At 68.5% G+C, this 23,857-nt stretch carries 24 protein-coding genes and 2 riboswitches; of the genes, 11 read left to right on the top strand and 13 right to left on the bottom strand.

From position 1 onward, the window contains the following. Positions 1–24 precede the first annotated feature (24 nt). From AC1DR1_RS14990 to AC1DR1_RS14980, 3 genes are read right to left on the bottom strand one after another with little or no spacing between them, the layout of a single operon-like run. Positions 25–1,257 carry an acyl-CoA dehydrogenase family protein gene (locus AC1DR1_RS14990; RefSeq protein WP_476992819.1) on the bottom strand — a complete coding sequence of 411 codons (1,233 nt, stop codon included), beginning with the start codon at positions 1,255–1,257 and terminating at the stop codon, positions 25–27. A 7-nt stretch (positions 1,258–1,264) separates the two neighbouring features. Continuing rightward, positions 1,265–2,158 carry an amidohydrolase family protein gene (locus tag AC1DR1_RS14985; RefSeq protein ID WP_229993134.1) on the bottom strand — a complete coding sequence of 298 codons (894 nt, stop codon included), beginning with the start codon at positions 2,156–2,158 and terminating at the stop codon, positions 1,265–1,267. Position 2,159: 1 nt separating this feature from the next. Further along, positions 2,160–3,131 carry an SDR family NAD(P)-dependent oxidoreductase gene (locus AC1DR1_RS14980; RefSeq protein ID WP_476992818.1) on the bottom strand — a complete coding sequence of 324 codons (972 nt, stop codon included), beginning with the start codon at positions 3,129–3,131 and terminating at the stop codon, positions 2,160–2,162. Between the two features lie 124 nt (positions 3,132–3,255). Between AC1DR1_RS14980 and AC1DR1_RS14975 the strand changes: the two genes are divergently transcribed. From AC1DR1_RS14975 to pabB, 4 genes are all read left to right on the top strand, one after another. Continuing rightward, on the top strand, positions 3,256–3,735 hold the full coding sequence (locus tag AC1DR1_RS14975) for a MarR family winged helix-turn-helix transcriptional regulator (protein WP_229993132.1): 480 nt from the start codon (positions 3,256–3,258) through the stop codon (positions 3,733–3,735). 50 nt (positions 3,736–3,785) lie between these two features. Continuing rightward, a complete protein-coding gene (locus AC1DR1_RS14970; RefSeq protein ID WP_229993131.1) occupies positions 3,786–4,331 on the top strand; it encodes an NUDIX hydrolase in 546 nt (181 codons plus the stop codon). 85 nt (positions 4,332–4,416) lie between these two features. Beyond that, entirely contained in the window at positions 4,417–4,977 is a 561-nt protein-coding gene (locus tag AC1DR1_RS14965) for a low molecular weight protein-tyrosine-phosphatase (protein ID WP_476992817.1), read from the top strand. Further along, complete coding sequence (gene pabB, locus AC1DR1_RS14960; RefSeq protein ID WP_476992816.1) at positions 4,974–7,067, top strand: aminodeoxychorismate synthase component I; 2,094 nt, start codon at positions 4,974–4,976, stop codon at positions 7,065–7,067. The genes AC1DR1_RS14965 and pabB overlap by 4 nt, the downstream gene beginning before the upstream one ends. Positions 7,068–7,099: 32 nt before the next feature. On the opposite strand, the gene cls is transcribed toward pabB, so the two are convergent. Further along, on the bottom strand, positions 7,100–8,575 hold the full coding sequence (cls, locus tag AC1DR1_RS14955; protein ID WP_414645567.1) for a cardiolipin synthase: 1,476 nt from the start codon (positions 8,573–8,575) through the stop codon (positions 7,100–7,102). Positions 8,576–8,668: 93 nt separating this feature from the next. Between cls and AC1DR1_RS14950 the strand changes: the two genes are divergently transcribed. Further along, positions 8,669–9,637 (top strand): aminodeoxychorismate lyase, encoded by a 969-nt coding sequence (locus AC1DR1_RS14950; protein ID WP_364748654.1) that lies wholly within the window; start codon positions 8,669–8,671, stop codon positions 9,635–9,637. A gap of 163 nt (positions 9,638–9,800) precedes the next feature. Here the strand turns inward: AC1DR1_RS14950 and AC1DR1_RS14945 are convergent, their stop codons facing one another. Further along, on the bottom strand, positions 9,801–10,757 hold the full coding sequence (locus tag AC1DR1_RS14945) for an ATP-grasp domain-containing protein (protein WP_476992815.1): 957 nt from the start codon (positions 10,755–10,757) through the stop codon (positions 9,801–9,803). A 353-nt stretch (positions 10,758–11,110) separates the two neighbouring features. Then, positions 11,111–11,224, top strand: a riboswitch (SAM riboswitch). A 12-nt stretch (positions 11,225–11,236) separates the two neighbouring features. Here AC1DR1_RS14945 and AC1DR1_RS14940 point away from each other — a divergent pair. From AC1DR1_RS14940 to AC1DR1_RS14930, 3 genes are read left to right on the top strand one after another with little or no spacing between them, the layout of a single operon-like run. Then, on the top strand, positions 11,237–11,566 hold the full coding sequence (locus AC1DR1_RS14940; protein WP_414645568.1) for a DUF1737 domain-containing protein: 330 nt from the start codon (positions 11,237–11,239) through the stop codon (positions 11,564–11,566). After that, on the top strand, positions 11,563–11,982 hold the full coding sequence (locus AC1DR1_RS14935) for a rhodanese-like domain-containing protein (protein WP_229993126.1): 420 nt from the start codon (positions 11,563–11,565) through the stop codon (positions 11,980–11,982). Before AC1DR1_RS14940 ends, AC1DR1_RS14935 begins: the two co-directional genes overlap by 4 nt. After that, positions 11,982–13,190, top strand: a complete 1,209-nt coding sequence (locus tag AC1DR1_RS14930; RefSeq protein ID WP_364748662.1) for an O-succinylhomoserine sulfhydrylase — start codon at positions 11,982–11,984, stop codon at positions 13,188–13,190. Before AC1DR1_RS14935 ends, AC1DR1_RS14930 begins: the two co-directional genes overlap by 1 nt. A gap of 115 nt (positions 13,191–13,305) precedes the next feature. On the opposite strand, the gene AC1DR1_RS14925 is transcribed toward AC1DR1_RS14930, so the two are convergent. Continuing rightward, entirely contained in the window at positions 13,306–13,914 is a 609-nt protein-coding gene (locus AC1DR1_RS14925; RefSeq protein WP_229993124.1) for a DUF305 domain-containing protein, read from the bottom strand. A gap of 246 nt (positions 13,915–14,160) precedes the next feature. On the opposite strand from AC1DR1_RS14925, the gene AC1DR1_RS14920 reads away from it, so the two are divergent. After that, positions 14,161–14,457: a hypothetical protein gene (locus tag AC1DR1_RS14920; protein ID WP_229993123.1), complete on the top strand. Its 297-nt coding sequence runs from the start codon at positions 14,161–14,163 to the stop codon at positions 14,455–14,457. 220 nt (positions 14,458–14,677) lie between these two features. On the opposite strand, the gene AC1DR1_RS14915 is transcribed toward AC1DR1_RS14920, so the two are convergent. The 7 genes from AC1DR1_RS14915 to AC1DR1_RS14885 form a co-directional block, all read right to left on the bottom strand. Further along, positions 14,678–16,132, bottom strand: coding sequence for a multicopper oxidase family protein (locus tag AC1DR1_RS14915; protein ID WP_476992814.1), 1,455 nt, complete (start codon positions 16,130–16,132; stop codon positions 14,678–14,680). A gap of 8 nt (positions 16,133–16,140) precedes the next feature. Beyond that, entirely contained in the window at positions 16,141–16,398 is a 258-nt protein-coding gene (locus AC1DR1_RS14910; protein WP_476992813.1) for an SHOCT domain-containing protein, read from the bottom strand. A gap of 137 nt (positions 16,399–16,535) precedes the next feature. Further along, positions 16,536–17,723: a glutamate--cysteine ligase gene (locus AC1DR1_RS14905; protein ID WP_229993120.1), complete on the bottom strand. Its 1,188-nt coding sequence runs from the start codon at positions 17,721–17,723 to the stop codon at positions 16,536–16,538. Between the two features lie 62 nt (positions 17,724–17,785). Further along, the gene (locus tag AC1DR1_RS14900) at positions 17,786–19,309 is read right to left on the bottom strand and encodes a UDP-N-acetylglucosamine 1-carboxyvinyltransferase (RefSeq protein ID WP_476992812.1); all 1,524 of its coding nucleotides are present in this window, start codon (positions 19,307–19,309) and stop codon (positions 17,786–17,788) included. A gap of 137 nt (positions 19,310–19,446) precedes the next feature. After that, positions 19,447–20,250, bottom strand: coding sequence for an energy-coupling factor transporter transmembrane component T family protein (locus AC1DR1_RS14895; protein WP_476992811.1), 804 nt, complete (start codon positions 20,248–20,250; stop codon positions 19,447–19,449). After that, entirely contained in the window at positions 20,247–21,848 is a 1,602-nt protein-coding gene (locus AC1DR1_RS14890) for an ABC transporter ATP-binding protein (protein WP_476992810.1), read from the bottom strand. Before AC1DR1_RS14890 ends, AC1DR1_RS14895 begins: the two co-directional genes overlap by 4 nt. Before the next feature lie 44 nt (positions 21,849–21,892). Continuing rightward, positions 21,893–22,540 (bottom strand): ECF transporter S component, encoded by a 648-nt coding sequence (locus AC1DR1_RS14885; protein WP_476992809.1) that lies wholly within the window; start codon positions 22,538–22,540, stop codon positions 21,893–21,895. A gap of 66 nt (positions 22,541–22,606) precedes the next feature. Then, positions 22,607–22,750: riboswitch (TPP riboswitch) on the bottom strand. Positions 22,751–22,938: 188 nt separating this feature from the next. Between AC1DR1_RS14885 and AC1DR1_RS14880 the strand changes: the two genes are divergently transcribed. Both AC1DR1_RS14880 and AC1DR1_RS14875 read left to right on the top strand, forming a co-directional pair. Then, the gene (locus AC1DR1_RS14880) at positions 22,939–23,484 is read left to right on the top strand and encodes a heme-degrading domain-containing protein (protein ID WP_229993115.1); all 546 of its coding nucleotides are present in this window, start codon (positions 22,939–22,941) and stop codon (positions 23,482–23,484) included. A gap of 41 nt (positions 23,485–23,525) precedes the next feature. Continuing rightward, a complete protein-coding gene (locus AC1DR1_RS14875) occupies positions 23,526–23,789 on the top strand; it encodes a DUF4235 domain-containing protein (RefSeq protein ID WP_229993114.1) in 264 nt (87 codons plus the stop codon). The last annotated feature ends 68 nt before the right edge of the window (positions 23,790–23,857 follow it).

Genomic DNA, 23,857 nt, shown 5'->3' with positions numbered 1-23,857 from the left:
GCCGTCGTCAGCGGGTGAAGGGCGTCAGCGGGTGAAGGCGCTTTCGCCGGTGAGGGCGCGGCCGACGATCAGGGCATTGATCTCGTGGGTGCCCTCGTAGGAATAGACGGCCTCGGCATCGGCATGGAACCGCGCGACGTCGGACGCGAGCGTGATGCTGTTGCCGCCCACCACTTCGCGGGCCAGGGCTACGGTTTCGCGCATCAGCAGGGAGGTCTGCATCTTGGCCAGGGCTGAGTCCTGGTCGCGGTAGATGCCCTTGGCCTGCTGTTCGGTCAGCCGGACCACGAGGGACAGCGACGAGGTCAGGTTTCCCAGCATCCGGGCGAGCTTCTCCTGGACGAGCTGGAAGGAGCCCAGCGGGCGGCCGAACTGCTGCCGCTGGGTGACATACTTCAGTGCCGCTTCGAAGGCCCCGGCCTGGATGCCGGTGGCGATCCACGCGACGTCCGAGCGCATGGCCCGCAGCATCGCGGCCACGTCCCGGAACGAGTTCACGTTGTGGAGCCGCCTGGCCTCGGGAACGCGGACGCCGTCGAGGGTGATGTGGGCGTTCTGCATCATCCGCAGCGCGGTCTTGCCGCGGATCTTCTCCAGGGTCACGCCGGCGGCCTCGCGGTCCACGAGGAAGGCCTTGACCTGCCCGTCGGCGACGTCCCGGGCGAAAACGGCCAGGACGTCGGCCGTTGCCGCGCCGCCGATCCAGCGCTTGGCGCCGTCCAGGACCCAGGTGTCGCCGTCCGGGCCGGGCTCCCTGCGGGCGGTGGTCGCGAGTCCCCCGGCGATGTCCGAGCCGGACTCCGGCTCGGTCAGCGAGAAGACGCCCTTGAGCGAGAAGTCGATGACCCTGGGCATCCACTCGGCCTGTTGTTCCGCGGAGGCGCCGACCCGGATGGCGGTCCGGAACAGCCCGGCCTGGGCCGTGTACCAGGTGGCCAGCGAGGCGTCCGTCCGGGCGAGTTCGAAGATCCGGAACCCCTGGTAGATTCCCCGGGCGGGTACCGGCTCTGCACCCGGAGCGCCGGTCAGTTCCGCCGGTTCCATGAGGTCCAGATCGGTCAGCGGCCGGGCCAGCTGGTCCGGGAACTCGCCGCGCTCCCAGTAGTCGGCCAGGAGCGGGCGGGCCTGGGTGTCCAGGAACTCCCGCAGCCGCCCCAGCACTTTCCGCTCCCCGTCCGTGAGGAGGGATTCGGCATCGTAGTAGTCGCACACGCTGTAGAGGCGCTCCTGCGCTGTCTGCTGGGGGGCGGTTTCCACGGACACCTCAGCCACCGAGCCCGAGCAGGCGGACAGCGTTGTCCTTGAGGATCTTGGGCCGAACCTCGTCCTTGAGCGGCAGGTCCGCGAAGGCGCCCAGCCATTTCTGCGGCGTGATGAGCGGGAAGTCGGTGCCAAAGAGGACCTTGTCCTGTAGGACCGAGTTGGCCATGCGGACCAGGGACTCGGGGAAGTACTTCGGAGACCAGCCGGAGAGGTCGATGAAAACGTTCGCCTTGTGCGTGGCGATCGAGTTGGCCTCGTCCTGCCACGGCACCGAGGGGTGGGCCATGATGATCTGCAGTTCCGGGAAGTCCGCGGCCACGGCGTCGAGCAGGAGCGGGTTGGAATAGGCCAGCTTGATGCCGTAGCCGCCGGGGAGACCGGCGCCCATGCCGTTCTGGCCGGTGTGGAAGATGGCCGGCAGGCCCAGCTCCTGGAGGGTTTCCCAGAGCGGGTAGAACTGCTCGCTGGAAGGGTCGAAGCCCTGCAGGCTCGGATGGAACTTGAAGCCGCGGGCGCCGAGGTCCACGGCCTGGTGCTTGGCGCCCTCGATGGCATCGGTGCCGGTCCGGGGGTCGACGCTGCCGAAGGGGATCAGGACGTCGTTGTTCCGGGCTGCGCCGGCGATGAGTTCGGGGATGCTGTTGGGCTCGTGCTTGAGCTGGGTCCGGGCGTCGACGGTGAAGACGACGGCGGCCATGTTCAGTTCGCGGTAGACCTCGGCAATCCGGTCCAGCGAGGGGCTGCGGTCCTCGGCCTTGAAGTACTTGGCGGAGGCCTCGGTCAGGGCCGCAGGAAGGGATTCGTGGCCGTGGCCGTCCACTTCGAGGTGGACGTGCATGTCGATCGCATCCAGGGCGGCGGCGTCGATGCCGAGTTCGTAGCGCTGCGCGGCCATCTCAGCGGACCTGTGCCGTTACTGCGGCCGGTGCCGCCTGCGAGGGTGCGGGCTGCGCCGGCTGCAGGTCCGCCGGCAGCGGCAGGAAGTCCTCGCCCACGCTTTGCAGCTTGTCCCCGAAGAGCGCGCCGAAGTTGTCCACGAGGTCCTGGTAGCCCCAGCCGCCCTCGCGGTACTCGGTGGCGGCGGCCTCGGGGTGGGTCCAGAGCTGCAGCCGGTCGCCGCCGGCGCCGATCGCCTGGCCGGTGACGCCTGCGGCAGCGTCGGAGGCGAGGAAGGCCACCAGCCCGGCAACGTCGTCGGCCGTACCAAAGCCGAGGTCGTGGCGGAAGAAGGCCGGCATCGCCTCGCCGCGCTCATCGGCCTCGACAGCCTTCTGGAAGTACGGGACGGTCTTGGTCATGGCCGTGGCGGCCACGGGAATGACGGCGTTGGCGGTGACGCCTGCCTTCTTCATTTCCAGGGCCCAGGTGCGCACCATGCCCACGATCCCGGCCTTCGCGGCGGCGTAGTTGGTCTGGCCGAAGTTGCCGCGCTGGCCGGTCGGGGAGCCGATGGTGATGATGCGGCCGGCAATGCCGTGCTCCTTGAAGTGGCCGAACGCCTCCCGGGCGCAGGTGAAGGTGCCGCGCAGGTGGACGTTGATCACGGCGTCGAAGTCCTCGTCGGTCATCTTCAGCAGGCTCTTGTCGCGCAGGATGCCGGCGTTGGTGACCAGGATGTCCAGCCGGCCGAACTCCGTGACGGCCGCCTGCACCAGCTGCTTGGCGACGTCGGAGCTGCCCACCGGGGCCACGACGGCGGCTGCGCGGCCGCCGTCGGACTGAATCGTCCGGACGGCATCGGCGGCGACGCCGGCGTCCACATCGTTGACGACGACGGCGGCGCCCTGGCGGGCCAGTTCCCGGGCGTAGGCCAGGCCGAGGCCCCGTCCGCCTCCGGTGACGATTGCTACTTTTCCTGACAGGCTCATTGCCGCTCCTTTGCTAGCTGCCTTGTGCATCCGGCCCCGCGGCATGGGATGCTGTTCTGTATCCATGAAAATATGGATAGTTGAAAAAGTCAACGATTTATTTTTTGGACTATTGGAGTTGGGCATGGCGACCGAAGTTGACGACAAGCCGGGCAGCGAGCCGGCGGAGAAGCTCATGGCGGCGACCATCAGCCAGGACGCGGGCTTCCTGCTGGCCAAGCTGCATGCCGGCGGGTCGGTCCTGAACAACCACGCACTGGCCGCGTTCGATCTCAAGGAGCGCTCGTATTCGGTGCTGGCCCTGGCCAACAGCGAGCTGGAACCAACCCAGCGAGAGATGGCCGAATTCCTCAGCCTGGACCCGAGCCAGATTGTCGCCCTGATCGATGAGCTGGAGCAGCGCGGGCTGGTGATCCGGGCGCCCGGGAAGCTGGACCGGCGCGCCAAGATCGTCTCCTCGACCCCGGAGGGGGCAGCGGTCTTCCGGCGGGCCGAGGCGGCGGCGCGGGACGCGGAATCCGCCGCCCTGGCCGGCCTCAGCGCCACGGAGATCGCCACACTCAAGGGGCTGCTCCGCAAGGCGCTGTGGGGGCCAGCGGCCTGATCGCGGGCCTGATTCCGGGCCGGGGGCATAGCCTTGGGGCAGGAGGAGCCATGACCGTTCGGAGCGCCGGCATTCTGCTGTACCGGCTAGGAAGTGCATCCCCGCCCAGCGGCGCGCCGCCCCACTCCGGCAGCGCTCAGCAGCTTGAGGTCTGGATAGCGCACATGGGCGGACCGTTCTGGGCCCGCAAGGAAGCTCAAGGCTGGTCCATCCCCAAGGGTGAGTACCCGGCCGACGAGGACCCGCTGACGGCTGCGCACCGCGAATTTGCGGAGGAAATCGGCACCCCGGCACCCGCTGCCGACTACCAACGGCTCGGCGACTTCCGCCAGCCCTCCGGCAAGATCATCACGGTCTTCACGGCCGAATCGGACTTTCAGCCGGAACGAATCGTGAGCAACACCTTCACGCTGGAGTGGCCGAGAGGATCCGGCACGATCAGCAGTTTCCCCGAAATCGACCGCGCCGAATGGACCGCCGAGCCCGAAGCCCGGTCCAGGCTGGTCAAGGGCCAGCTGCCGGTCCTCGACGCGCTGGTCCGGCACCTTGGGCTCGGCCCGGCAGCCCGCGATGCACCCGCCGACGGGAGGGCGTGACAAAAATTGAATATCGGTTGACATTTGTTGTAATACTTCGCGGGGGCCAGCTAGCCAACAGGCCCGGGATCGTTCATGCTTAGCTATGACCTCAATGTCGAGCCAGTACCGGATCATCGCGGTCTGCACCGGAAACATTTGCCGGTCTCCGATGGCCGAACTCATGCTGGCGGAGGCATTCCGGGCCGGGCACCTCACCGGGGCCGTGGTCGATTCCGCCGGCACCACCGCGTATGAGGCCGGCCGGCCCATCGATCCCCGGGCCGCGCGCAAACTCACAGTCCACAACATCGCATCGGACCGCCACGTGGCGCGCGAATGGCGGCCCGAATGGTTCGCCAGCCGGGAGCTGATCCTGGCCCTCGACGTCGACCACTACGGCTGGCTGCGGCAGGCAGCGCCGGACCAGGAATCCCTGGCCAAGATCCGCATGCTCCGCAGCTTCGACCCCGCCGTGGCGGACAAGGACCCGCTGGAGCAGGGCATCGAGGACCCGTGGTACGGCGGCCACACCGACTTCGACACCACCTGGAACCTCATCCGGGCCTCAGTTCCGGGGATCGTGCAGCACGTGCGCACCGAGCTTCAGCGGCAGAACGGGCAACATCACGGCAGCGAAGGTCAGCGGGTACGCTCTATTTCATGAGCCCCGCACCCGTCATCATCGCAATCGACGGACGGTCCGGCTCCGGCAAGACCACTCTGGCCATCGAACTGGCGGCGCGGCTCAGGGAACACCACAAAGTCTCGCTCTTCCACCTCGAGGACATCTATCCGGGCTGGAACGGGCTCGCCGCCGGGATTGAACGCTATGTCACCACCGTGCTCTCGCCCTTGCGGCGCGGGGAGAGCGCGGAATGGGTCAGCTGGGACTGGGAGCGGCACTACGACGGCGATGCGCGCACCACCCGCCCTGCCGAAATCGTCCTGGTGGAGGGCGTCGGCGCCGCCGCAGCGGCGGCACTCCCCCTGCTGGACGCCGTGATCTGGGCGGACTCCTCCGACGACGACCGCCGGGCCAGGGCACTGGCCCGGGACGGCGACACCTACGAACCGTTTTGGGACCAGTGGGCGGCCCAGGAAGCGGAGTGGCTGGTGGCCGACGACGTCCCGGCCCGCGCGGATGTGCACGTACTTAACCGTGCGGACGGCACCGCCCCCGACGACGTCCTCCAGGCCCTCCAGTACATCCCGGCCGTCGCCCCCGCCCTGCTGCCTGAACGCGCCGCCCGGCGCGGCCTGCAGCTGCTGGCCGAACGGATCGACGCCCAGCCCGAGGCCGAGCAGCTGTTTGCGGCGCTTTTCGGCGATTCGGCCAACGCCGTATGGCTCGACTCCTCCCTCGACCCGGCAGGCCTCGCCCCGGAGGCCGCGGAGCGCAGCCGCTTCAGCATCCTGGCCGACGACGGCGGCCGCTTCGGCCAGGCCGTCCGGCACAGTTCCGGACGGACCCGTGTCACTACGGGCCACGCCACAGCGTCCACCGACGGCCCGTTCTTCCGCTGGCTCGACGGCGTTTGGGGGCGCCGGGCGCTCCATGCGCCCGAGGCCTACCCGTGCGAGTTCACCCTGGGCTGGCTCGGGTACCTCGGCTATGAGCTCAAACGCGAAACCGGTGGCAATGACGTGGCCGCCGCCACCCCGGACGCCTGCCTGATCTTCGCCGGCCGCGCCGTGGTCCTTGACCACGCCGAGGGCACAGCCTGGCTGCTGACCCTGGACGCGCCCGACGCCGGAGACTGGCTCGAGGCGGCCCGCGCGGCCGTCGCCGCGGCCGCATCGGCGCCCGCATCCGCGCCGTCCGCGTCCACGTCCACGTTCAGTGCCCGGCAACTGGCTGCCCCGCGTTTCACTGCACGGGACACGGAAGCCGGCTACAAGGCAAAGGTCACTGAGGCCCAGCGTGAGATTGCGGAAGGCAATACGTACGAGGTCTGCCTGACCACGGCGCTCACCGCTGCCTCGCCTGCGGGCCGTCAGGGGATGGATCCGTGGCCGACCTATCTGGACCTGCGGCGCCGCAACCCGGCCCCCTTCGCCAGCTATCTGCGGTTCGGCGAGCTCGCTGTGGCGAGCACGTCGCCGGAGCGCTTCCTGCGGATTGCCGCGGACGGCAGGATGCGGGCCGAACCGATCAAGGGCACGCGCCGCCGGGACGCGGAACCGGGCGCGGACGCTGCCCTGCGGGAGGAACTGGAGTCCTCGGCCAAGGACCGCGCGGAAAACATCATGATCGTGGACCTGCTGCGCAATGACCTCAGCCATTTCGCCGTCCCGGGCTCGGTGGCCGTCAGCCGGCTGTGTGCGATCGAGAGCTACGCCACCGTGCACCAGATGGTGAGCACCATCGATGCCCGGCTGCGGCCCGGACTGCCGCGGGCCGAGGCGGTCGCCGCCTGTTTCCCCGCCGGCTCGATGACCGGAGCCCCGAAGGTCAGCACCATGGCCATCCTGGACCGGCTGGAGGCCGCGCCGCGGGGCGTGTACTCCGGCGCTATCGGCTACTTCTCCCTGAACGGGGCCGCCGACCTCTCCGTGGCGATCCGGACCCTCGTGATCAGCGCCCTGGGCGACGGCACTGCGGACGTGAGTCTCGGCGTCGGCGGCGCCGTCACCGCCGACTCGTCCCCGCAGGAGGAGTACGAGGAAGTCCGGGCCAAGGCGTTCGGCGTGCTCTCGGCGCTCGGCGCCGAGTTCCCCTTGGGGGAACTCGGCGCCGAGTTCCCCCAAGGCTGACGTTCCCCAAGGCTGCCCCGCCGGCGGCCGGACTACTGCAGGGTTGCGCTCAGCCTTGCCACATTGTCCACGTACTTGGCCTTCATGGGCCGTTTCATCCAGTCCTCCAGCAGGAGTTCGTGCGAAATGCTCCGGTATGTGTCCTCCACGGCGCGGATCCTCTGCACGATGTCCTCGCCGAGGAGCATCACGGAGACCTCGAGGTTCAACGAGAAGGAGCGCATGTCCATGTTGCTGGAGCCCAGCACGGCAACCTCGTCATCGATGGTGAAGTGCTTGGCGTGCAGCACGAACGGCGCCTTGTAGAGGTAGATCCGCACGCCTGCCTCGAGCAGGGCCTGGTAGTACGACTGCTGCGCGTGGTGGACCAGGAACTGGTCGCCCTTTTCCGAGACGAACAGTTCCACCTCGACGCCGCGCTGCGCCGCCGTGGTCACCGCGTAGAGCAGCGAGTCGTCCGGGACGAAATAGGGGCTGCAGAGCGAGATCCTGTGCTGCGCCGAATAAATGAGGGTGTTGAACAGCCGCAGGTTGTTCTCGGTGACAAAACCCGGGCCGCTGGGGACCACCTGCGCCGTGATGTTTCCGGCGTGGGGCTCGGGCCGGTGTTCCAGCTGCCCTTCAAGGGATTCGTCGGTTTCGCTGAGCCAGTCGGTCGCGAAGGCTACGTTCAGCGTGGTGACAATCGGCCCGCGCATGCAGGCCATGAGCTCCACCCATTCGCGGCCCACTTTGCGGTGCTTGGGGTTGTTGTAGGACGGCTCGATCAGGTTCTGGGATCCCGTGAAGGCGATCTCGCCGTCGATCACCATGATCTTGCGGTGGTTGCGGAGATCCGGCCGCCGCCACTGCCCCTGCAACGGGTTCAGCGGCAGCATGGGCCGCCAGCGGATCTTGCTGGCGTTGAGCCGGGCCTTGAGCTGCTTGTAGCCCTTGATGCGAAGGCTGCCGAGGTGGTCGAACAGGACGCGGACCTCGACGCCGCGCTCCGCCGCCTCTTCCATTGCGGTGAACAGATCGTCCGTGACGTGGTCGGTGCTCATGATGTAGAACTCGGCGTTGACGAAGGATTTGGCGCCGCGGACGGCCGCGGCCATCGCCTTGATGGAGTCGGGGTAGCCGGGCAGCAGCTCCACGCTGTTGCCGTCCACCATTGGCAGCGAGCCCAGCGTCTTGTTCAGTTCAGCGGCGGAGGCCACCCATTCGGGTCCGTCGTAGCGGCTTTCGACTTCTTCCAGGTCGGACGTCCCGGCCCGGATCCGGGTGTTGACAGCGTCCTGTTGGGCACGGCGCCGGCGGGAGAGCCGGAAGTTGCCAAACAGCAGGAACAGGGCCAGCCCAAGGATGGGCACAATGAAGATGCCCAGCAGCCACGCCATCGCTGTGGTGGGCCGCCGGTTCCCTGGGATGATGCCCAGGACCAGGACGCGGATGGCGAAGTCGATTACCGTCAGGATCAAAACCGCCCAGGACGGTAAAGTTTCCGCCAGCGGAAATGGCCACAGCACAGGCGAACCCCTAAAAGTACAAGCCCGCGGAACAGTTCCGGAACGGGCAACGAGCAAATCCTATCCCGGGACCACCGAGACTAAGCTGGAGCCATGATCTCTGCAGCCCCTGTTCCTGCGCCCGCGACCGTGCTGGTCTTCCTCGACCCGGCGTTCGACGGCGGCCGCGTTGCCGACGCGTCGCAGCCGCAACTGATGGCCACGGACCTGGGCGCCACCCGCGGCGACGGCGTTTTCGAATCCCTCCTGGCTGTGGGCGGCCGGCCCCGCAAGATCCAGGCGCACCTGACCCGGCTGGCCGGCTCTGCCCGGCTGCTGGAGCTGGACATCCCTGCCGAGGACGCGTGGCGGCGGGCAGTGGAAACCGTCCTCCGCGAGTTCCGGGGGAAGGATCCTGCCGCGGCTGCAACAGGCGGCGCGGACGAAGACGAGGTTGTGGTGAAGCTGCTCGTGACCCGCGGGCCGGAGGGCGCCGCCGCCCCCACGTGCTGGGTCCAGGCCTCCGCGCCCGCGGCCGCGGGCCGCCGGCAGCGCGAGACCGGAATCGACGTCATCCTGCTGGACCGTGGCTACGACAGCGAAGTCGGCGAGCGCGCCCCCTGGCTGCTGCTCGGCGCCAAGACCCTCTCCTACGCCGTGAACATGGCGGCGCTGCGCTACGCCCACCGGCACGGCGCCGACGACGTCATCTTCACGTCCGCGGACGGCCGGGTCCTGGAGGGACCGACGTCGACCGTTCTGCTGGCCCACCTGGAAACCGCGGACGACGGCGCCGGTGGCGTCCGCACAACCCGGCGGCTCATCACCCCGCAGCTGGACAGCGGCATTCTGCCGGGGACTTCGCAGGGCGCCCTGTTCACCGCCGCCAAGGCCGCCGGCTGGGAGCTGGGCTACGGCCCGCTGGAGCCGAAGGACCTGCTGGATGCCGACGCGGTCTGGCTGATCTCCAGCATCCGGCTCCTGGCCCCGGTGAACCACATCGACGGCCAGGAAATCGGCACCCCGGAACTGCGACGCCAGCTCACGGCCGAACTCAACGCACTGTTCGCCACCATCGAATAGTGCGGCCAGGCCGGTGCTGCACGGCAGGCGCCGCTGATACTCACCGGTTTTGCGGCCAGGGACCACGGTAACGACGGCGGTTTGTGGGAACACGCCGTCCTCCGGCCTCAAAGGTGGGGAGACTCAGCGACTGCGTGAGCACACCGTTCTGCCGGGCCGCGCTTCACCCCAGGGCGTCCGCGGGAACCGCCGGGCACCGCCGGAACGAGACCGGGTTGAACGCCGGGAGCATGAAGGTGGCCAGCACGGCGTCGAGCATTTCCGGGGCCCAGGTGCTGTTCTCCCCCAGGGTCGCGCAGACGCCCAGTACCACGGGGGTTCCGTCCGCGCGGCGGCGGATCCGGACCTGGACCGGCCCGGTCAGCCCGAGCGTGCGGACGGCGGCCAGGCCCAGCTTCCGCACGTCCCCGGCCTGGCTCGCCGGCACCCTGCGGCTGACTTCGTCGCTGCCGGCGTGTCCATACGGGGTCCTGGTCTTCTCGAGGACCACCGCCACCGGCGCCATCGCGTTGCGTGCCGGAGTGCCGAACACCAGGCACACGTAGTCGGCGCCCGGGATAAACTCCTGGACAAGTTGCCCCGCCGGCATGTTCTTCCAGCTAACCGAGGCCGTTCCGGCCAGCACGTGGACACCATGGGAGCCTTTGAAGACCCGCGGCTTGACCACCACGGGGCCGGTGAGGGAGGCGAGGGATGCCGGCGCGGCGGCGAGGTCGCCCGGAACCGCGAACTGGGGCACCGGAATCCCGGCTGCCTGCAACGCCCAGGTGGTGAACAGCTGGTCGTTGGCGAGGGCCACCGCGGCGGGGTCGCCCACGATGATCCGCACGTCCTGGGCGAATCCGGCACGGGCCGCGGCCAGGACCGGAAGTTCCACAGTCAGGGTCGGAATGATGACGTTGATGGCTTCACGGTCCACCAGCCGGCGCAGGTCCAGGATCATGTCCGGGTCCGTCGCCGGCAGGAGCCTGACCGCGGCCGCGGCGGCGGCATCCTCCGCCTGGCGGGAGTCGGCGCGGGCGTCGGAGCCGAGATACGGGAGTCCGCGGGCTTCGAGCTGGGCCGCGACGGTCCGGCCGGCGGCGCTTGCTATCCCGGTAACCAGTATGCGCGGGCCCACAATTGCTCCATTCCGCCGTCACCGGCCGGGCCATGGCTGTGGCTCCGACGGTTCCGGGCACTGATTCACAGACAACTTGACAGACAACTTGTTTTGATGGACAGACGGCTCGATTCACGGACAGCCCGGTTAACCTGAGAATCCGGCCGACACGTCGGCCATGCCCTCCAGTAGACGGCGAATCGTCCGCGCACACACGAGTGGGCTGTACCCGAAATTGGAGCCCGCCACTACTCGGCCGGGCCCCGCCCCACGCTGGGCCCGGCCGGCGCCAGCGCCTGGGCGTGGCCCGGTTACGGAACATGACGACGACGGCGGTGCGGGCCGGCGTCGTAGGTGTTACGTTTTTGGGGAGTAATGAGAACCGGTGCCAAGCCCTGACTGGCCGGTCGGCAACCCTCCTTTTCGCGGCGGGGTGCCTCAGGTGAATACTCGGCAATCGAGAATTCGAGCTGCAAGCGTGAAAGAGGAGATCCGTCGTGCCCCCCACGTCAACACCCGCCGTACCCGAAATACTCAGCACCACAGCACGCAGTGCACCACCTGCCGGCGAGGAAAGACTGGCCTACCGGCTGTTCACCGGCACGGATGACCGCGCCTTTTGTGAGCGCGTGTCCGCCGCCCTGGCCGAGGGCTATGTCCTGCACGGAAGCCCCGCCGCCACCTTCAACGGCAGCACCGTGATCGTGGCGCAGGCGCTGGTCCTGCCGGCCGCGATTGCGAGCGCGGACGCCGCCGTGGCCAATGCAGTCGATGAGCTCGATGCCGACGAGATTGACGCTGTTGGGGCATTCGAGGGCCACGCATGAGCTACGCCGGAGACCTCAGCCCCCATGAGGCGTGGGCCAAGCTGGAGGCGGGAGCCCTCCTGGTGGATGTCCGGACCGAGGGCGAATGGGCCCACATCGGCATCCCGGACACGACGTCCGCGGGCGGAAGGCGGAACGATCCGCTTTTCATCCAGTGGAACCTCGCCGGCGGCGTACCGAACCCGCACTTCGTGGAACAGCTAAGGCGAGAGGCACCGGAGGACTCCGCCGTCGAACTGGTGTTCCTTTGCCGCTCCGGTGTCCGCTCGATCGCCGCCGCGACGGCCGCGACGGCCGCCGGTTACACCTCGTACAACGTTCTTGAGGGCTTCGAAGGCGAGACCGACCGTTTTGGCGACCGCACCGTCAACGGCTGGAAGAACCGCGGCCTGCCCACCAACCTTGGAAAGATCTGATGACTTTCAATCCCGACGCCGCCGGCTGGGCCGCCGACACCCAGGCTGTCCGCGGCGGCCTTGACCGCACCGGCTTCCAGGAAACCACCGAGCCGATCTTCCTCAACTCCGGATTCGTCTACGAGTCCGCGGCCGCCGCCGAGCGTGCCTTCACCGGGGAAGACGAGCGCTTCGTCTACTCCCGCTACGGCAATCCGTCCGTCGCCACCTTCCAGGAGCGGCTCCGGCTGCTCGAGGGAACCGAGGCGTGTTTTGCGACGGCGTCCGGCATGTCCGCCGTCTTCACCGCGCTGGGCGCGCTGTTGGCTGCCGGCGACCGCGTAGTCGCAGCCCGCTCGCTGTTCGGCTCGTGCTTTGTGATCCTCAACGAGATCCTGCCGCGCTGGGGTGTCGAGACGGTCTTCGTGGACGGCCCGGACCTGGAACAATGGCGCTCTGCCCTGTCCGAGCCGGCCACGGCGGTATTCTTCGAGTCGCCCTCGAACCCCATGCAGGAAATCGTGGACATCGCCGCCGTGAGCGAACTGGCGCATGCGGCCGGCGCCACGGTGGTGGTCGACAACGTCTTCGCCACCCCGCTGCTGCAGCGCTGCGGAGAGCTCGGCGCGGACGTGGTGGTCTACTCCGGCACCAAGCACATCGACGGGCAGGGCCGCGTGCTCGGCGGGGCGATCCTGGGCACCAAGGAATTCATCGACGGGCCCGTCAAGCAGCTCATGCGGCACACCGGTCCGGCACTCTCGGCCTTCAATGCCTGGGTGCTCACCAAGGGCCTGGAGACCATGGCCCTGCGCGTCAACCATTCCTCGGCCTCCGCCCTGCGGCTGGCCGAATGGCTCGAGGGACAGCCTGCGGTCAGCTGGGTCAAGTACCCGCTGCTGCCGTCCCACCCGCAGTACCCACTCGCCGTGAAGCAGATGAAGGCCGGCGGGACAGTGCTCACGCTGGAGCTTTCGCCCTCGCCGGGACGCACCGCGAAGCAGGCCGCCTTCGCCCTGCTGGACGCGCTGCGGATCATCGACATCTCCAACAACCTGGGTGATGCCAAGACGCTCATCACGCATCCTGCGACTACGACGCACCGCGCGATGGGCCCGGAAGGCCGTGCGGCGATCGGGCTCAGCGACGGCGTGGTCCGGCTTTCGGTGGGCCTGGAGGACGTGGAGGACCTGATCCGCGACCTCGGCCAGGCGCTCAAGCAGGTCTAGCGCTCAAGCAGGTCTAGCGCTCAAGCAGGTCTGGGCCAACGCAGGTCTGGGCCAACGCGGGCGGGGTGGCCGGGAAGGCCCCGGTCCGAAAACCGGACCGGGGCCGGGACGCAGGCTAGAGGTTTGCCAGCAGGGCCTTCATTTCCTGGATTTCAGCTTCCTGGGAGGTCACGATTGCCTTGCTGAGGATGAGGGCTTCCGGGTTCTTGCCTTGGCTGCTTTCAGTCTTGGCCATCATCACCGCGCCCTCATGGTGGGCGATCATCCGGGTCAGGAACAGCTTGGCCGCATCGGTTCCCTGGGCGGCGTCGAGCTTGGTGAGATCGTCACCGCCCATCATTGCGTCGCCCATGCTGTGGCCGCCGGCCATCTGGGTGGGTTCGTTCCAGGTCTTGAGCCAGACCGTCATCTTTTCGATTTCGGGTGCCTGTGCAGCCTTGATCTTCGTGGCGAGTGCGGTGATCCGGGCGTCCATGCCCTGCTTCTTGAGCATCATGTCGCTCATTTCCACGGCCTGGGCGTGGTGCGGGATCATCTCCTGGGTGAACATGGTGTCTGCCGCGTTGTGGTCCGAGGCGGCGGGGGCCGGGCTGGACGACATGCCCATGCCGCCGCTCATGCCGGGCATGGTGCCGGCGGGTGAACTTCCGGAGTTGCCCGCGCAGCCGGCAAGGGCGATGGCGGCGGCGATGCCAAGGGCAGAAATGGTCAGGGTCTTCTTCATGGGGGTCAAGTCCTTCAATAGCCAAAATGGCGTTGTTGCACGCCTGCGGATGGCACGCCCGCGCCGGGGGAAAAATCCGGCCGGAACGTGTGGGGTAAGGAGGGGCGCCGGGCACCACACGGCAAGGCCCCGTCTTACGTCCGGCTGATGGACAGATCGCCCGGCGAAGGACTTGCGGGCAGATACGAGTAGGTCAGGATCGCGCCGCCGGCGCGCGCGTCCGGGTTGTGGAGCGACGCCGGAGCCATGCCGGGAGGGGGCGCGGCCAGGGAGCCCGCGGCCGCCGACGGCACGCAGGCCGGGTGCATCGACGCAGGATCGGTGCAGCTCGACTGGCACACACACGACGCCGATGGCAGGGCGGCCCTGCCGCTACCTGTCAGCCCGGGACCCGGACTGGTCGCAGGCGGCGGAGCCATCGCGTCATGGGCAGTTGCCCCGGCCCGCGGGGAATGGGCCGCGGGATCGGATGCGAAACTGTGTGCCGTCTGGGAGGACAACCCTGCGGGGTCCGTGGAGGAAGTCACCGCCGTCATGGCATGAGCGCCATGCATACCGGTCATGATGTGCATCCCTAGGAATCCGGCCATGACGGCAAGCAAGCCCACGAGCAGGAATCCGCGGCGAAGCGCGGCTGCGGCATGGTGCATGAACGCTGCGGCCATGGCATTCTCCCTCCGGACAGCAGTGATCGGATGTCGGACAGGCTAAGGCTACATGCCGGGTGTTGGCCGGGCCGTTGCCGGGACACGTGCTGCCGTGCCTAGCGGACCTCGATCACTCCCATCATTCCTTGGTCCTCGTGGTCCAGGATGTGGCAGTGGTACACGGAGCGGCCGGCGAAATCCTTGAAATTGATCCTGACTTTCACCTGTCCATTGGCGGGCACGTTGACGACGTCCCGCCAGAGGGGTGCGTCCTGGGTGGTGCCTCGTGCCTCGATGATCTGCATCGGCCAGACATGCAGATGAAAAGGATGGTCCATCGGGCTGGGATTTATCAGGGTCCACTCTTCCACTGTCTGCGCGGCCGCGGTGGTGTCGGTCCGGCTTGCGTTGAATTCGCGGCCGTTGATGGTGAAGCTCATCATGCCCATCCCCATACCCATGCCGCCGGCGGCGAAGGTCAGCTGCCTGTGCGCGGCAACGACCGCGTTCCTCAGGTCCGCCGGCGCAGGCTGAGTTGGCACCGCCGGTGGAGCCKGGGCCGGGGCGCCGGACACCGACAGCGTCGCCAGCACGATGTCCGCTGTGCCCTGGCCGCCGTTTGGCGCTGGCCCTGCCGGTCCCATCATGCCGGCCATGCCGCCACGGTTGTAGTAGGCAGCCCTGAGAGTGGCGTCGCCCGCGGCCGCTGTGACCAGGACATCCGCACGGTTGCCCGGCGCCAGCAGCAACTCGTCCACAGTCCCGGGCGCGGGGTAGCGGCCGGAGTCCATGCCGCGAAGCTGCATCTGCTGCCCATCCAGGCGCAGCCGCAGGTAGCGGGCCACGCAGGTATTCACGATGAGCCACCGCTCACGCTCGCCTGGCCGGGCGGAGAGTTTCGGGTTGCTTTGTCCGTTGACCAGGACGAGGTCACCTTCCCGGCCGGTCATTCTGTCCATCGGCGAGGCGTCGGCGACGGTCCCGGACCCGTCCAGGGTGATGTCGGAAATGACCATGACACGTTCCCGGCTGGTGGCCACGGGGTCAGGGTCCTCGACGATGATCGCGCCAAACAGGCCAGCGAATATCTGATCCGCCACCATGCCGTGATGGTGGGGGTGGTACCAGTACACGCCGGGCGGGTGGTCCGCGGGGAGGCGGTACTCGTAGCTGAACGAGTGGCCCGGCTGAACCACAACAAACACGTTGTCTCCGTTGCCCTGGGGAGAGACGTGGAGTCCGTGGACATGCAGGTTGGTCGGGACGGCCATGCTGTTGACCAGCTCGACGGCCAGCACGTCTCCACCCCGCAAGCGCAGGGTTGGGCCGGGTACTCCTCCGTTGTAGCCCAGCGCCGATGCCTGTTGGCCGCCGAGCCGCACCGAACCCGGGGAAGCCTCGAGCCGGACCTGCAGCCGTCCGCTGCTGCTGCGCAGCGCCTCCGGCTCAGTGAACTCAGCGCCCGCTACGGGGGAGAACCGGGAGCTCACCGTCCACCAGAGCCCGGCCCCGCCGGCGACGATGCCTGCCGTGCCGAGGCCTCCCAGCAGGAGCGCATCCCGGCGGCTCATTGGGCGCACTACTGGTCCTCGGCGAGAACCTTTAGCTGCTCACGGTATTGCTCCGCGGTCAGCTCACCCCGGGCAAAGCGTTCATCGAGGATCTGCCGGGCCCGGCTCCTGCCCGGGTAGGGCCCCGGCGGTCCCTGCATCCCGCCCTGACTCCCGCCTCCGGCAAACATGCGCACCGCGACCAATACCAGCACCGCTATTCCAACGAGCAGGAGGCTGCCCCACAGCCACATCCAGCCCATATTCATGCCATAGCCCCACATCAAGACCGGCGCCCTTTCGCCTCAGACCATTGATATTCAGATTCTTTGGCCAGCCCTGGACCACCGGTAGAGTCCGAAGGCCTCCTCGCCGGGGAACACCGTCGCCGTCGAGACCGTGGAAGGCCGTGCGGCCATCCGGTTCAGCCCCGGTGCAGCCGGTCCAGGGGCACGTTCCCGCCGAGCGGTTCCCCGGTGGCAGCCCCTTGGGTCGTCACCTCGACGGCCCGTTCGACGACGGCGGCCAGCCCGCCTTCCCGGTGAGGGCCCCGCTGCAGCTGCGAGCCGGTGCCCTCCGTCAGGATCCTGTCGACGCCTTCGCGCACCAGATCCAGCTCGCCCTGCTCCTCCAGCACGGGGGCCACAAAGTCCACGAGGGCCCAGACCACATCCGCGGCCGGGGCCGGGGTGAACGTTCCGAAGTCCAGGAGCTGTCCGCGGAGTCCGCAATTGCTGGCCTGCCACGCGGCCATCCGCAGCAGCAGCGTGGGCACCGGGGCGGGGTCGACGCCGTCGTTCCATTCCCGCGCCGCGGACTCCACGAGGGCGCGCACCAGCACGGCGATCAGCGCCGCGTCCTCGGCCCGCAGACAGACGTCGGCGACCCGGACTTCCACGGTGGGATGCAACCGGGCCAGCCGTGCATCGAAATAGACCATCCCCTCGTCCATCAGGACACCGCTTTCCACCAGCCGGGTGACCAGCCGCCGGTAGACGGGCAGGCTGCCGAAGATCATGGTGGGGCCTGACCCCGGCCAGCGGTTCCACGCCTGCGTGCGGTAGCTTTCGAATCCCGTCTCCGCGCCGTTCCAGTACGGGGAATTCGCGCTGAGGGCGAGCAGCACTGCAAGCTTGTCGCGGATCCGGTCCATCACGGCCACGCCCTCCTCCGGGGACTCCACAAAGGTGTGGACGTGGAGGCCGCAGGTCAGCTGGTTCCGGACCGTGAGCCCGAAGCGTTCCTGCATGGTCATGTACCGCTGATTCGGTGTGAGGTGCGTGGCTGCGCCTTGGGGCGAGGTGGCCAAGGCTGCGACGCGGCCGCCATGCGCGCGGGCGGCCTGGTCCGCCCGGGCCCGGCTCTGCCTGAGCTGGCGGAGAAGTTCTGCGTAGTCCAGGCAGGGCCGCGTCTGGGTCTCAATCTGTTCGAGTTTGAGCTCGTAGCTAAAGTCGGCGCCCTCGTGGACCGGTTGCTGCCCTGGGAGAACTTGGGCGGCGTCCTGCCTCTTTGGCGGAACCAGGCTGGGCAGCATCAGGTCGGCGAGGGCAAGCAGCATCCCCGATTCGGGGTCCACTATCAGCAGTTCTTCCTCCACGCCGAATGTGCGCATGAATCTATTGTGCGTCACGATCCGCAGAAACGCCCCTACACCAACACGGGATCAGTCTGGGATCAGTCTTGGAAGTACTCGATCTTCGCGCCGATGGTGTTGAGCCGTTCGGCCAGGTCCTCGTAGCCGCGCTCAATGACATAGATGTTCCGCAGCTCCGAGACGCCGCGGGCCGCCAGCATGGCCAGCAGCAGGCAGGCGGCGGGGCGGAGGGCCGGCGGGCAGCCAACCTCGGCGGCACGCCACTTGGTGGGCCCGTTGACGAATATCCGGTGGGGATCGAGCAGCTGCACCTGGGCGCCCAGTTTGTTGAGCTCGGTCAGGTAGATGGCCCGGTTCTCGTAGACCCAGTCATGGATCATGGTCTGGCCGTGGGCGTTGGCGGCGATCACCGCGAAGAACGGCAGGTTGTCGATGTTCAGGCCGGGGAAGGGCATGGGGTGGATCTTGTCCTCCGGCGCCCGCAGCTCCGAGGGCTTGGTGGTGACGTCCACCAGGCGGGTGCGGCCGTTGCGGGCAAAGTATTCCCCGGAAACCTCAAGTCGCTGGCCCATCTGTTCTAGCGTGGCGAGTTCAATTTCCATGAACTCGATCGGGACGCGGCGGATGGTGACCTCCGAGTTCGTCACGATGCCGGCGGTGATGAGGCTCATCGCCTCGATCGGGTCCTCGGACGGGAAGTATTCGATGTCGGCGTCGATCGACGGGCGGCCGGTGATCTCCAGCGTGGTGGTGCCAACCCCCGCGATTTCCACGCCGAGCATCTGCAGGTAGAAGCAGAGGTCCTGCACCATGTAGTTGGGGCTGGCGTTGCGGATGACGGTGGTGCCGCGGCGGTGGGCTGCGGCCATGATGGCGTTCTCGGTGACGGTGTCGCCGCGTTCGCTCAGCACGAAGGAGCGGTCATGACCGTCCGACGGCGGCGCCTGCACCGCGTAGAACCCGGATTTCGCCTCCACGCTCAGGCCGAACTGGCGCAGTGCCTGCATGTGCGGCTGCACGGTGCGGGTGCCGAGGTCGCAGCCGCCGGCGTAGGGCAGCCGGTAGGTGTCGGCCTCGTCCAGCAGCGGGCCCAGGAGCATGATGACGCTGCGGGTCCGGCGGGCCGCCTCCACATCCATGGATGCCAGGTCCAGGACCGCGGGGCGGCGGATCTGGAGGTCGTTCGCGTTGAGCCAGGTGCACTCGACGCCGATGCTGGTCAGCACCTCCACGATCCGGTTGACTTCCTCAATCCGGGCCAGCCGGCGCAGGGTGGTGGTGCCGCGGTTGATGAGGCTGGCGCACAACAGGGCGACGCCGGCGTTCTTGCTGCTGTTGACGTCCACCGCGCCGGCGAGTGTGCGGCCGCCCTCGACACGGAGGTGGGTCATCTGGGGCCGGCCCACCTTGACGATGCTGTGTCCGACGATCGCCTCCAGGCGCTGGATCATCTTCAGGCTCAGGTTCTGCTTGCCCTGTTCCATCCGGGCGATGGCGCTCTGGCTGGTGCCGAGCTCGGCGGCGAGTTGTCCCTGGGTCCAGCCCTTCGCGCCGCGGGCTTCGCGGAGCAGGAGGCCTACGTGTTCAGCAGTCGGTTGAGTCATGTCCCGAAAATATCACGGATGATTTATTAACCCCCGGCATTCCCGCCGGAGTGCCGTTAATCTCACAGGGATACCCGCATCATGCGATAACCGGTGGCTTGCGACGCGCTGCGGTGCCGGAAACAGTGGGCGGCGCGCTACTGGCGCGCGAGGAAGACGAGGTTCCAGGTGCCCGAGCCGAGGGCCGCTGCGACGGCGGCTGCCGCGATGCCCAGTCCGCCCAGCAGTACCCAGACGTCGAGTCCGCTGTACGTGGACGGCCTGGCCCAGGTCCGCGCCGCGCCGCCAAACCCGCGGGCCTCCATGGTCACCGCGAGCCGTGAAGCGCTCCGGATCGCCTGCACCAGCAGGCCGAAGCTCTGGCCCAGGGCGGCGCGGAACCGCTGGTAGGGGTTGCCGCTCGATCCCACGCCGYGGGCCCGCCGGGCCATGCCGATCGTCTGCCATTGCTCGGCCATGATCCCGACCAGCCGCATGGCGGCCAAGGTGCCCAGGACGAACCGGTGCGGCAGTTTTGCGTTCTGGGCCAGGGCGTCGGCAAGGTCTGTGGGGTCCGTGCAGCTCATCAGCAGCACCGCAGGCAGTGCGATCGCGAGCCCGCGGAGCATGAAGCCGATCCCCAGCTGCAGGGAACCGGCGCTGATGGACCAGATCCCGGCGTCGAGCAGGACGGATCCGGCGTCGGGCGCCAGGATGGCGGTGCTCCAGCCGCCCAGCGCCGCCGCGAGGATCAGCGGCCAGCCGCGCTGCCACAGCAAGGCCAGGGTCAGGCCGGCCAGCGGCAGGAGCAGCAGTTCGAAGGCCAGCGCCACCGACGCCGAGACCCAGTCAATGGACAGCGCCAGGACCAGCGTGATCAGGGTGACCGCGGTGAACTTGGCGAGCGGGTTGGCGCGGGTCAGCAGCGCATGGTTGCCGCGCAGGCTCAGTGCGTCCCTCATGGCGAGGCCCCCTCCGGCAGCTCAAGATCCGGGCCGGGAGCATCCGCGGCGGCAGTTTCCCGCGGCCGGAGTCGGAGTTCGGTGCCGCCGAGGACGGCGCTGAATTCGGCGTCATGCGTCACGGAGACGACGGCGGTGCCGGCGTCGAGCAGCTCGGACAGGAACGAGGCGAGTTCGGCCCAGGTATTGGCGTCCTGGCCGAAGGTGGGCTCGTCCAGGACGAGCACCTGCGGGTGCGCGGCCAGCACGGTGGCTACCGAAAGGCGGCGCTTCTCGCCGCCGGAAAGCGTGTAGGGGTTGGCCTCCACGAGTTCGCTGAGCCGCAGCCGTTCCAGCAGCTCGTCCACGCGGTCTGCGCCGTAGCCGAGGTGGCGGGGGCCGAACATGAGCTCGTCCAGGACCTTGCCGGTGACGAACTGGTGCTCGGGTTCCTGGAACACGGTGCCTATCCTGGCGATCAGCTGCTGGGCCTTCCACCGGTACGGATCGGTTCCGGCATCACCGCTGAGCTTCGGCGCGGCCGAGACCGTTCCGGCAACGGGCCGCAGGAGCCCGGCCAGCGTCAGCGCCAGGGTGGACTTCCCCGCGCCGTTCGGTCCCGTGATGGTCAGGGCCTCGCCGGCGTGGACCTGGACGGAAACTCCGGACTGGACCGGACGCGGCGCGATCGTGCGGAAGCCGTCGCGCAGCCCGGCCCGCCGCGGCCGCTCGCGTGACACCGCGAGCCCGTCGGCCGCGAGCAGGAGCTGACCTGCGTCCCGTGCCGGCAGCCGCAACCGCGTCGCCGGGACGTAGCCCGGCACCCAGACGCCCGCACCGATGAGCATGTCCCGCGCCTCGGCCAGGACCCGGTCCGGCGGTCCGTCAATCAGCACGGCGGAGTCCGTGGCGGACCCGGGCTGCAGCACCACGATCCTGTCCACCAGGTCTTTCCAGACCCCCACCCGGTGCTCCACGACCACCAGGGTGGCGCCGGTCTTGTCCAGGCAGCGGCCCACAGCGTCGCGGACCTCCAGGACGCCGGCGGGGTCGAGGTTGGCGGTCGGCTCGTCGAGCAGCAGCAGCCCCGGCCGCATCGCAAGGATCCCGGCGAGCGCCAGCCGTTGCTTTTGTCCGCCGGAGAGTGCCGACGTCGGGTGGTCCAGCGGCAGCCGGCCCAGCCCGACGTCGTCGAGTGCCTCGCGCACGCGCGGCCAGATCTCCGCCGCCGGGACGGCGAGGTTCTCCGCACCGAAGGCGACGTCGTCGCCGAGGCGGGAAAGCACCACCTGGGTTTCCGGGTCCTGCTGCACAAGCCCGGCGCGGCCGCGCTGCGCCCGTGGCGGGGCACCGTCGATCAGCAGGCTTCCGGTCTCGTCTGAGTCTTCGGAGTCGCCGGCCGGCCCCGAGGCGCCGGCCGCGCCGTCGCCCAGCACGCCGGCCAGGGCGTGGAGCAGCGTCGATTTGCCGGCGCCGGAGGGGCCCAGCAGGAGCACGCGCTCCCCCGGCCGGATGTCCAGCTCAAGGCCGCTGACGGCGGGCCGGGGCCTTCCGGCGTGCCGCCAGCCCCAGCCGCGGGCCGTGACGGCGGCCGGCCGGACGCCTGTTGAAGATCTCATGGGTGCTCTGCAGAGTTCAGGATAAGAGGGTTCTGGAGAAGCGATCAGGAGAAAACAGGCTCCGTGGCGGCCTTGCGGGAGGCAAAGGAGCCCAGCACTCCGGTCTTGGCCAGGCCGCGGGTGGCGAGCCAGGACAGTCCGCCGGCAATCACTGCGCCGGAGATTGTGGTGAAGGCGATGTAGGCGAGCTTGTCCCCGGCTGCGTAGGCGATGTTCCAGCCCCACGGCAGGAAGGAATCGTTGAGGCCGCAGAACAGGCCCGCGCCGGCTCCGGCGAGCAGGGACACCGGCAGGTTGAACTTCTTATAGAGGAAGGCCGCGAAGACCAGTTCCGCGCCGAGGCCCTGCAGGATGCCGGAGATCAGCACCGTGGTGCCGTACTGCGAGCCCATGATGAGCTCGCCCGTGGCCGCGACGGTTTCGCAGAAGAGCGCTGCGCCCGGCTTGCGGATGATGAGCATGCCCAGCACCGCCGGGATCATCCAGCCGCCGGCGTAGAGTCCGCTGAGCGGCGGGTAGAGCGCGTTGACCGGGACCGAAATGAGGTTCGCGCCCTGGGACCAGGCCCAGAAGATGACGCCGCCGGCAACGGCGATCAACGCGGCCACCACAATGTCCACCACACGCCAGGTGTAGTTGCGCCGGGCCGATGATGGGCTGGCGGAACCATGCTGTGCTGAAATATCTGTCATGTCGTCCTCCTGAGGAACAGGAGGGGAGGGTGCTCCGGCCGGCTTCGGCTTCCGCCGCCCTCCGCGCACCCTGAGAACTCGACTCCCTTGCGCCGGTACTAACCGGATCAGGTTCGAGGGTCTGCGGCTGCCCGCACTCTCAGCGCCCACCTAAGGTTTCCCCGGATTTTTCCGGTGATGCCCGACGGCGGCGCTCCCCTGTCGTAAATTGTTTCGCCCTTGTGGGCTGGCTCAGTTTACACCCGGAGGGCCGGGTTTTCAGTGGTGTGCCGTCACAATCCGGGACGGGGCAAAGCAGGTCTCCGCGGCCGGGAACGCCCCGCTTGGTAGAGTCGACGTGTCGGACACCCGGACCCGCCAGCGGGCGGCCTCGTCACCCACCGGAAAGCTGGATTATTTTGACGCAGACACCAGCCACACAAGATCCCTCCGGGGAATACGACCCTGACTCGAGGGAGCCGCAGCCGCAGGGATCCCTGGCGGTGCTCATCGGCCGGGTACTGGCCGAGATGGACGCGCTCCAGTTCGCGTCGTTCAGCAAGGACGACGCCCTGGACCTCGGGCTCCTCCTTGTCGAGCTGGGCAGGCAACGCTCGCTGCCCATCGCGGTCGACATCACCAAGGGCGAGCAGGTGCTCTTCCACGCAGCGCTGGACGGTGCCACGCCGGACAATGAGCGCTGGATCAACGCCAAGAAGCGGACCGCCATGCGGTACGAGGTCCCGTCCCTGCTGGTGGGCCTCCGGGCCCGCGCTGCCGGCGGAATGATCGAGGACAACGCCTGGTGGGACCAGACGGAGTTCGCCGCCCACGGCGGGGCGTTCCCCATTTACGTGCGCGGCACGGGCGCCGTCGCCGTCGTCACCGTCTCCGGCCTGCCCCAGAAGGCGGACCACGAACTCGTGGTCGAGGCCCTGCGGATGGTCCTCACACCGGAACGCTAGGCTAGGGAGAGACCCAGTTCCCGTCCCAAGGAGACCGAAGAATGAACATCATCATCAAGCTGCTCGGCACCGGCATCAGCCTCCTGGCCGGCTTTGCCGGCACCAAGCTGGTGGACACCATCTGGGAAAAGTCCACGGGCAACAAGCCGCCCAAGGGCCACGACGACGACGTCCCCACCACGCTGCGCTCGGCCCTGACGTTCGCCCTGATCTCCGCATCGGTCAGCGCCATCATCCAGGTGCTCGCCAACCGCGGCACCCAGCGCGCGATCACCCGCTTCGCCAAGACCCAGGACATCGTCTGACCGGACTCGACTAGCGGCGGCGCCGGTCGAAGCGTCGGTCGAAGCGTCGGTCGATGTGCCGGGCTGCC

Source organism: Arthrobacter sp. P4_F10 (assembly GCF_056401435.1).
This window is presented reverse-complemented; position numbering and strand designations above follow the sequence as displayed.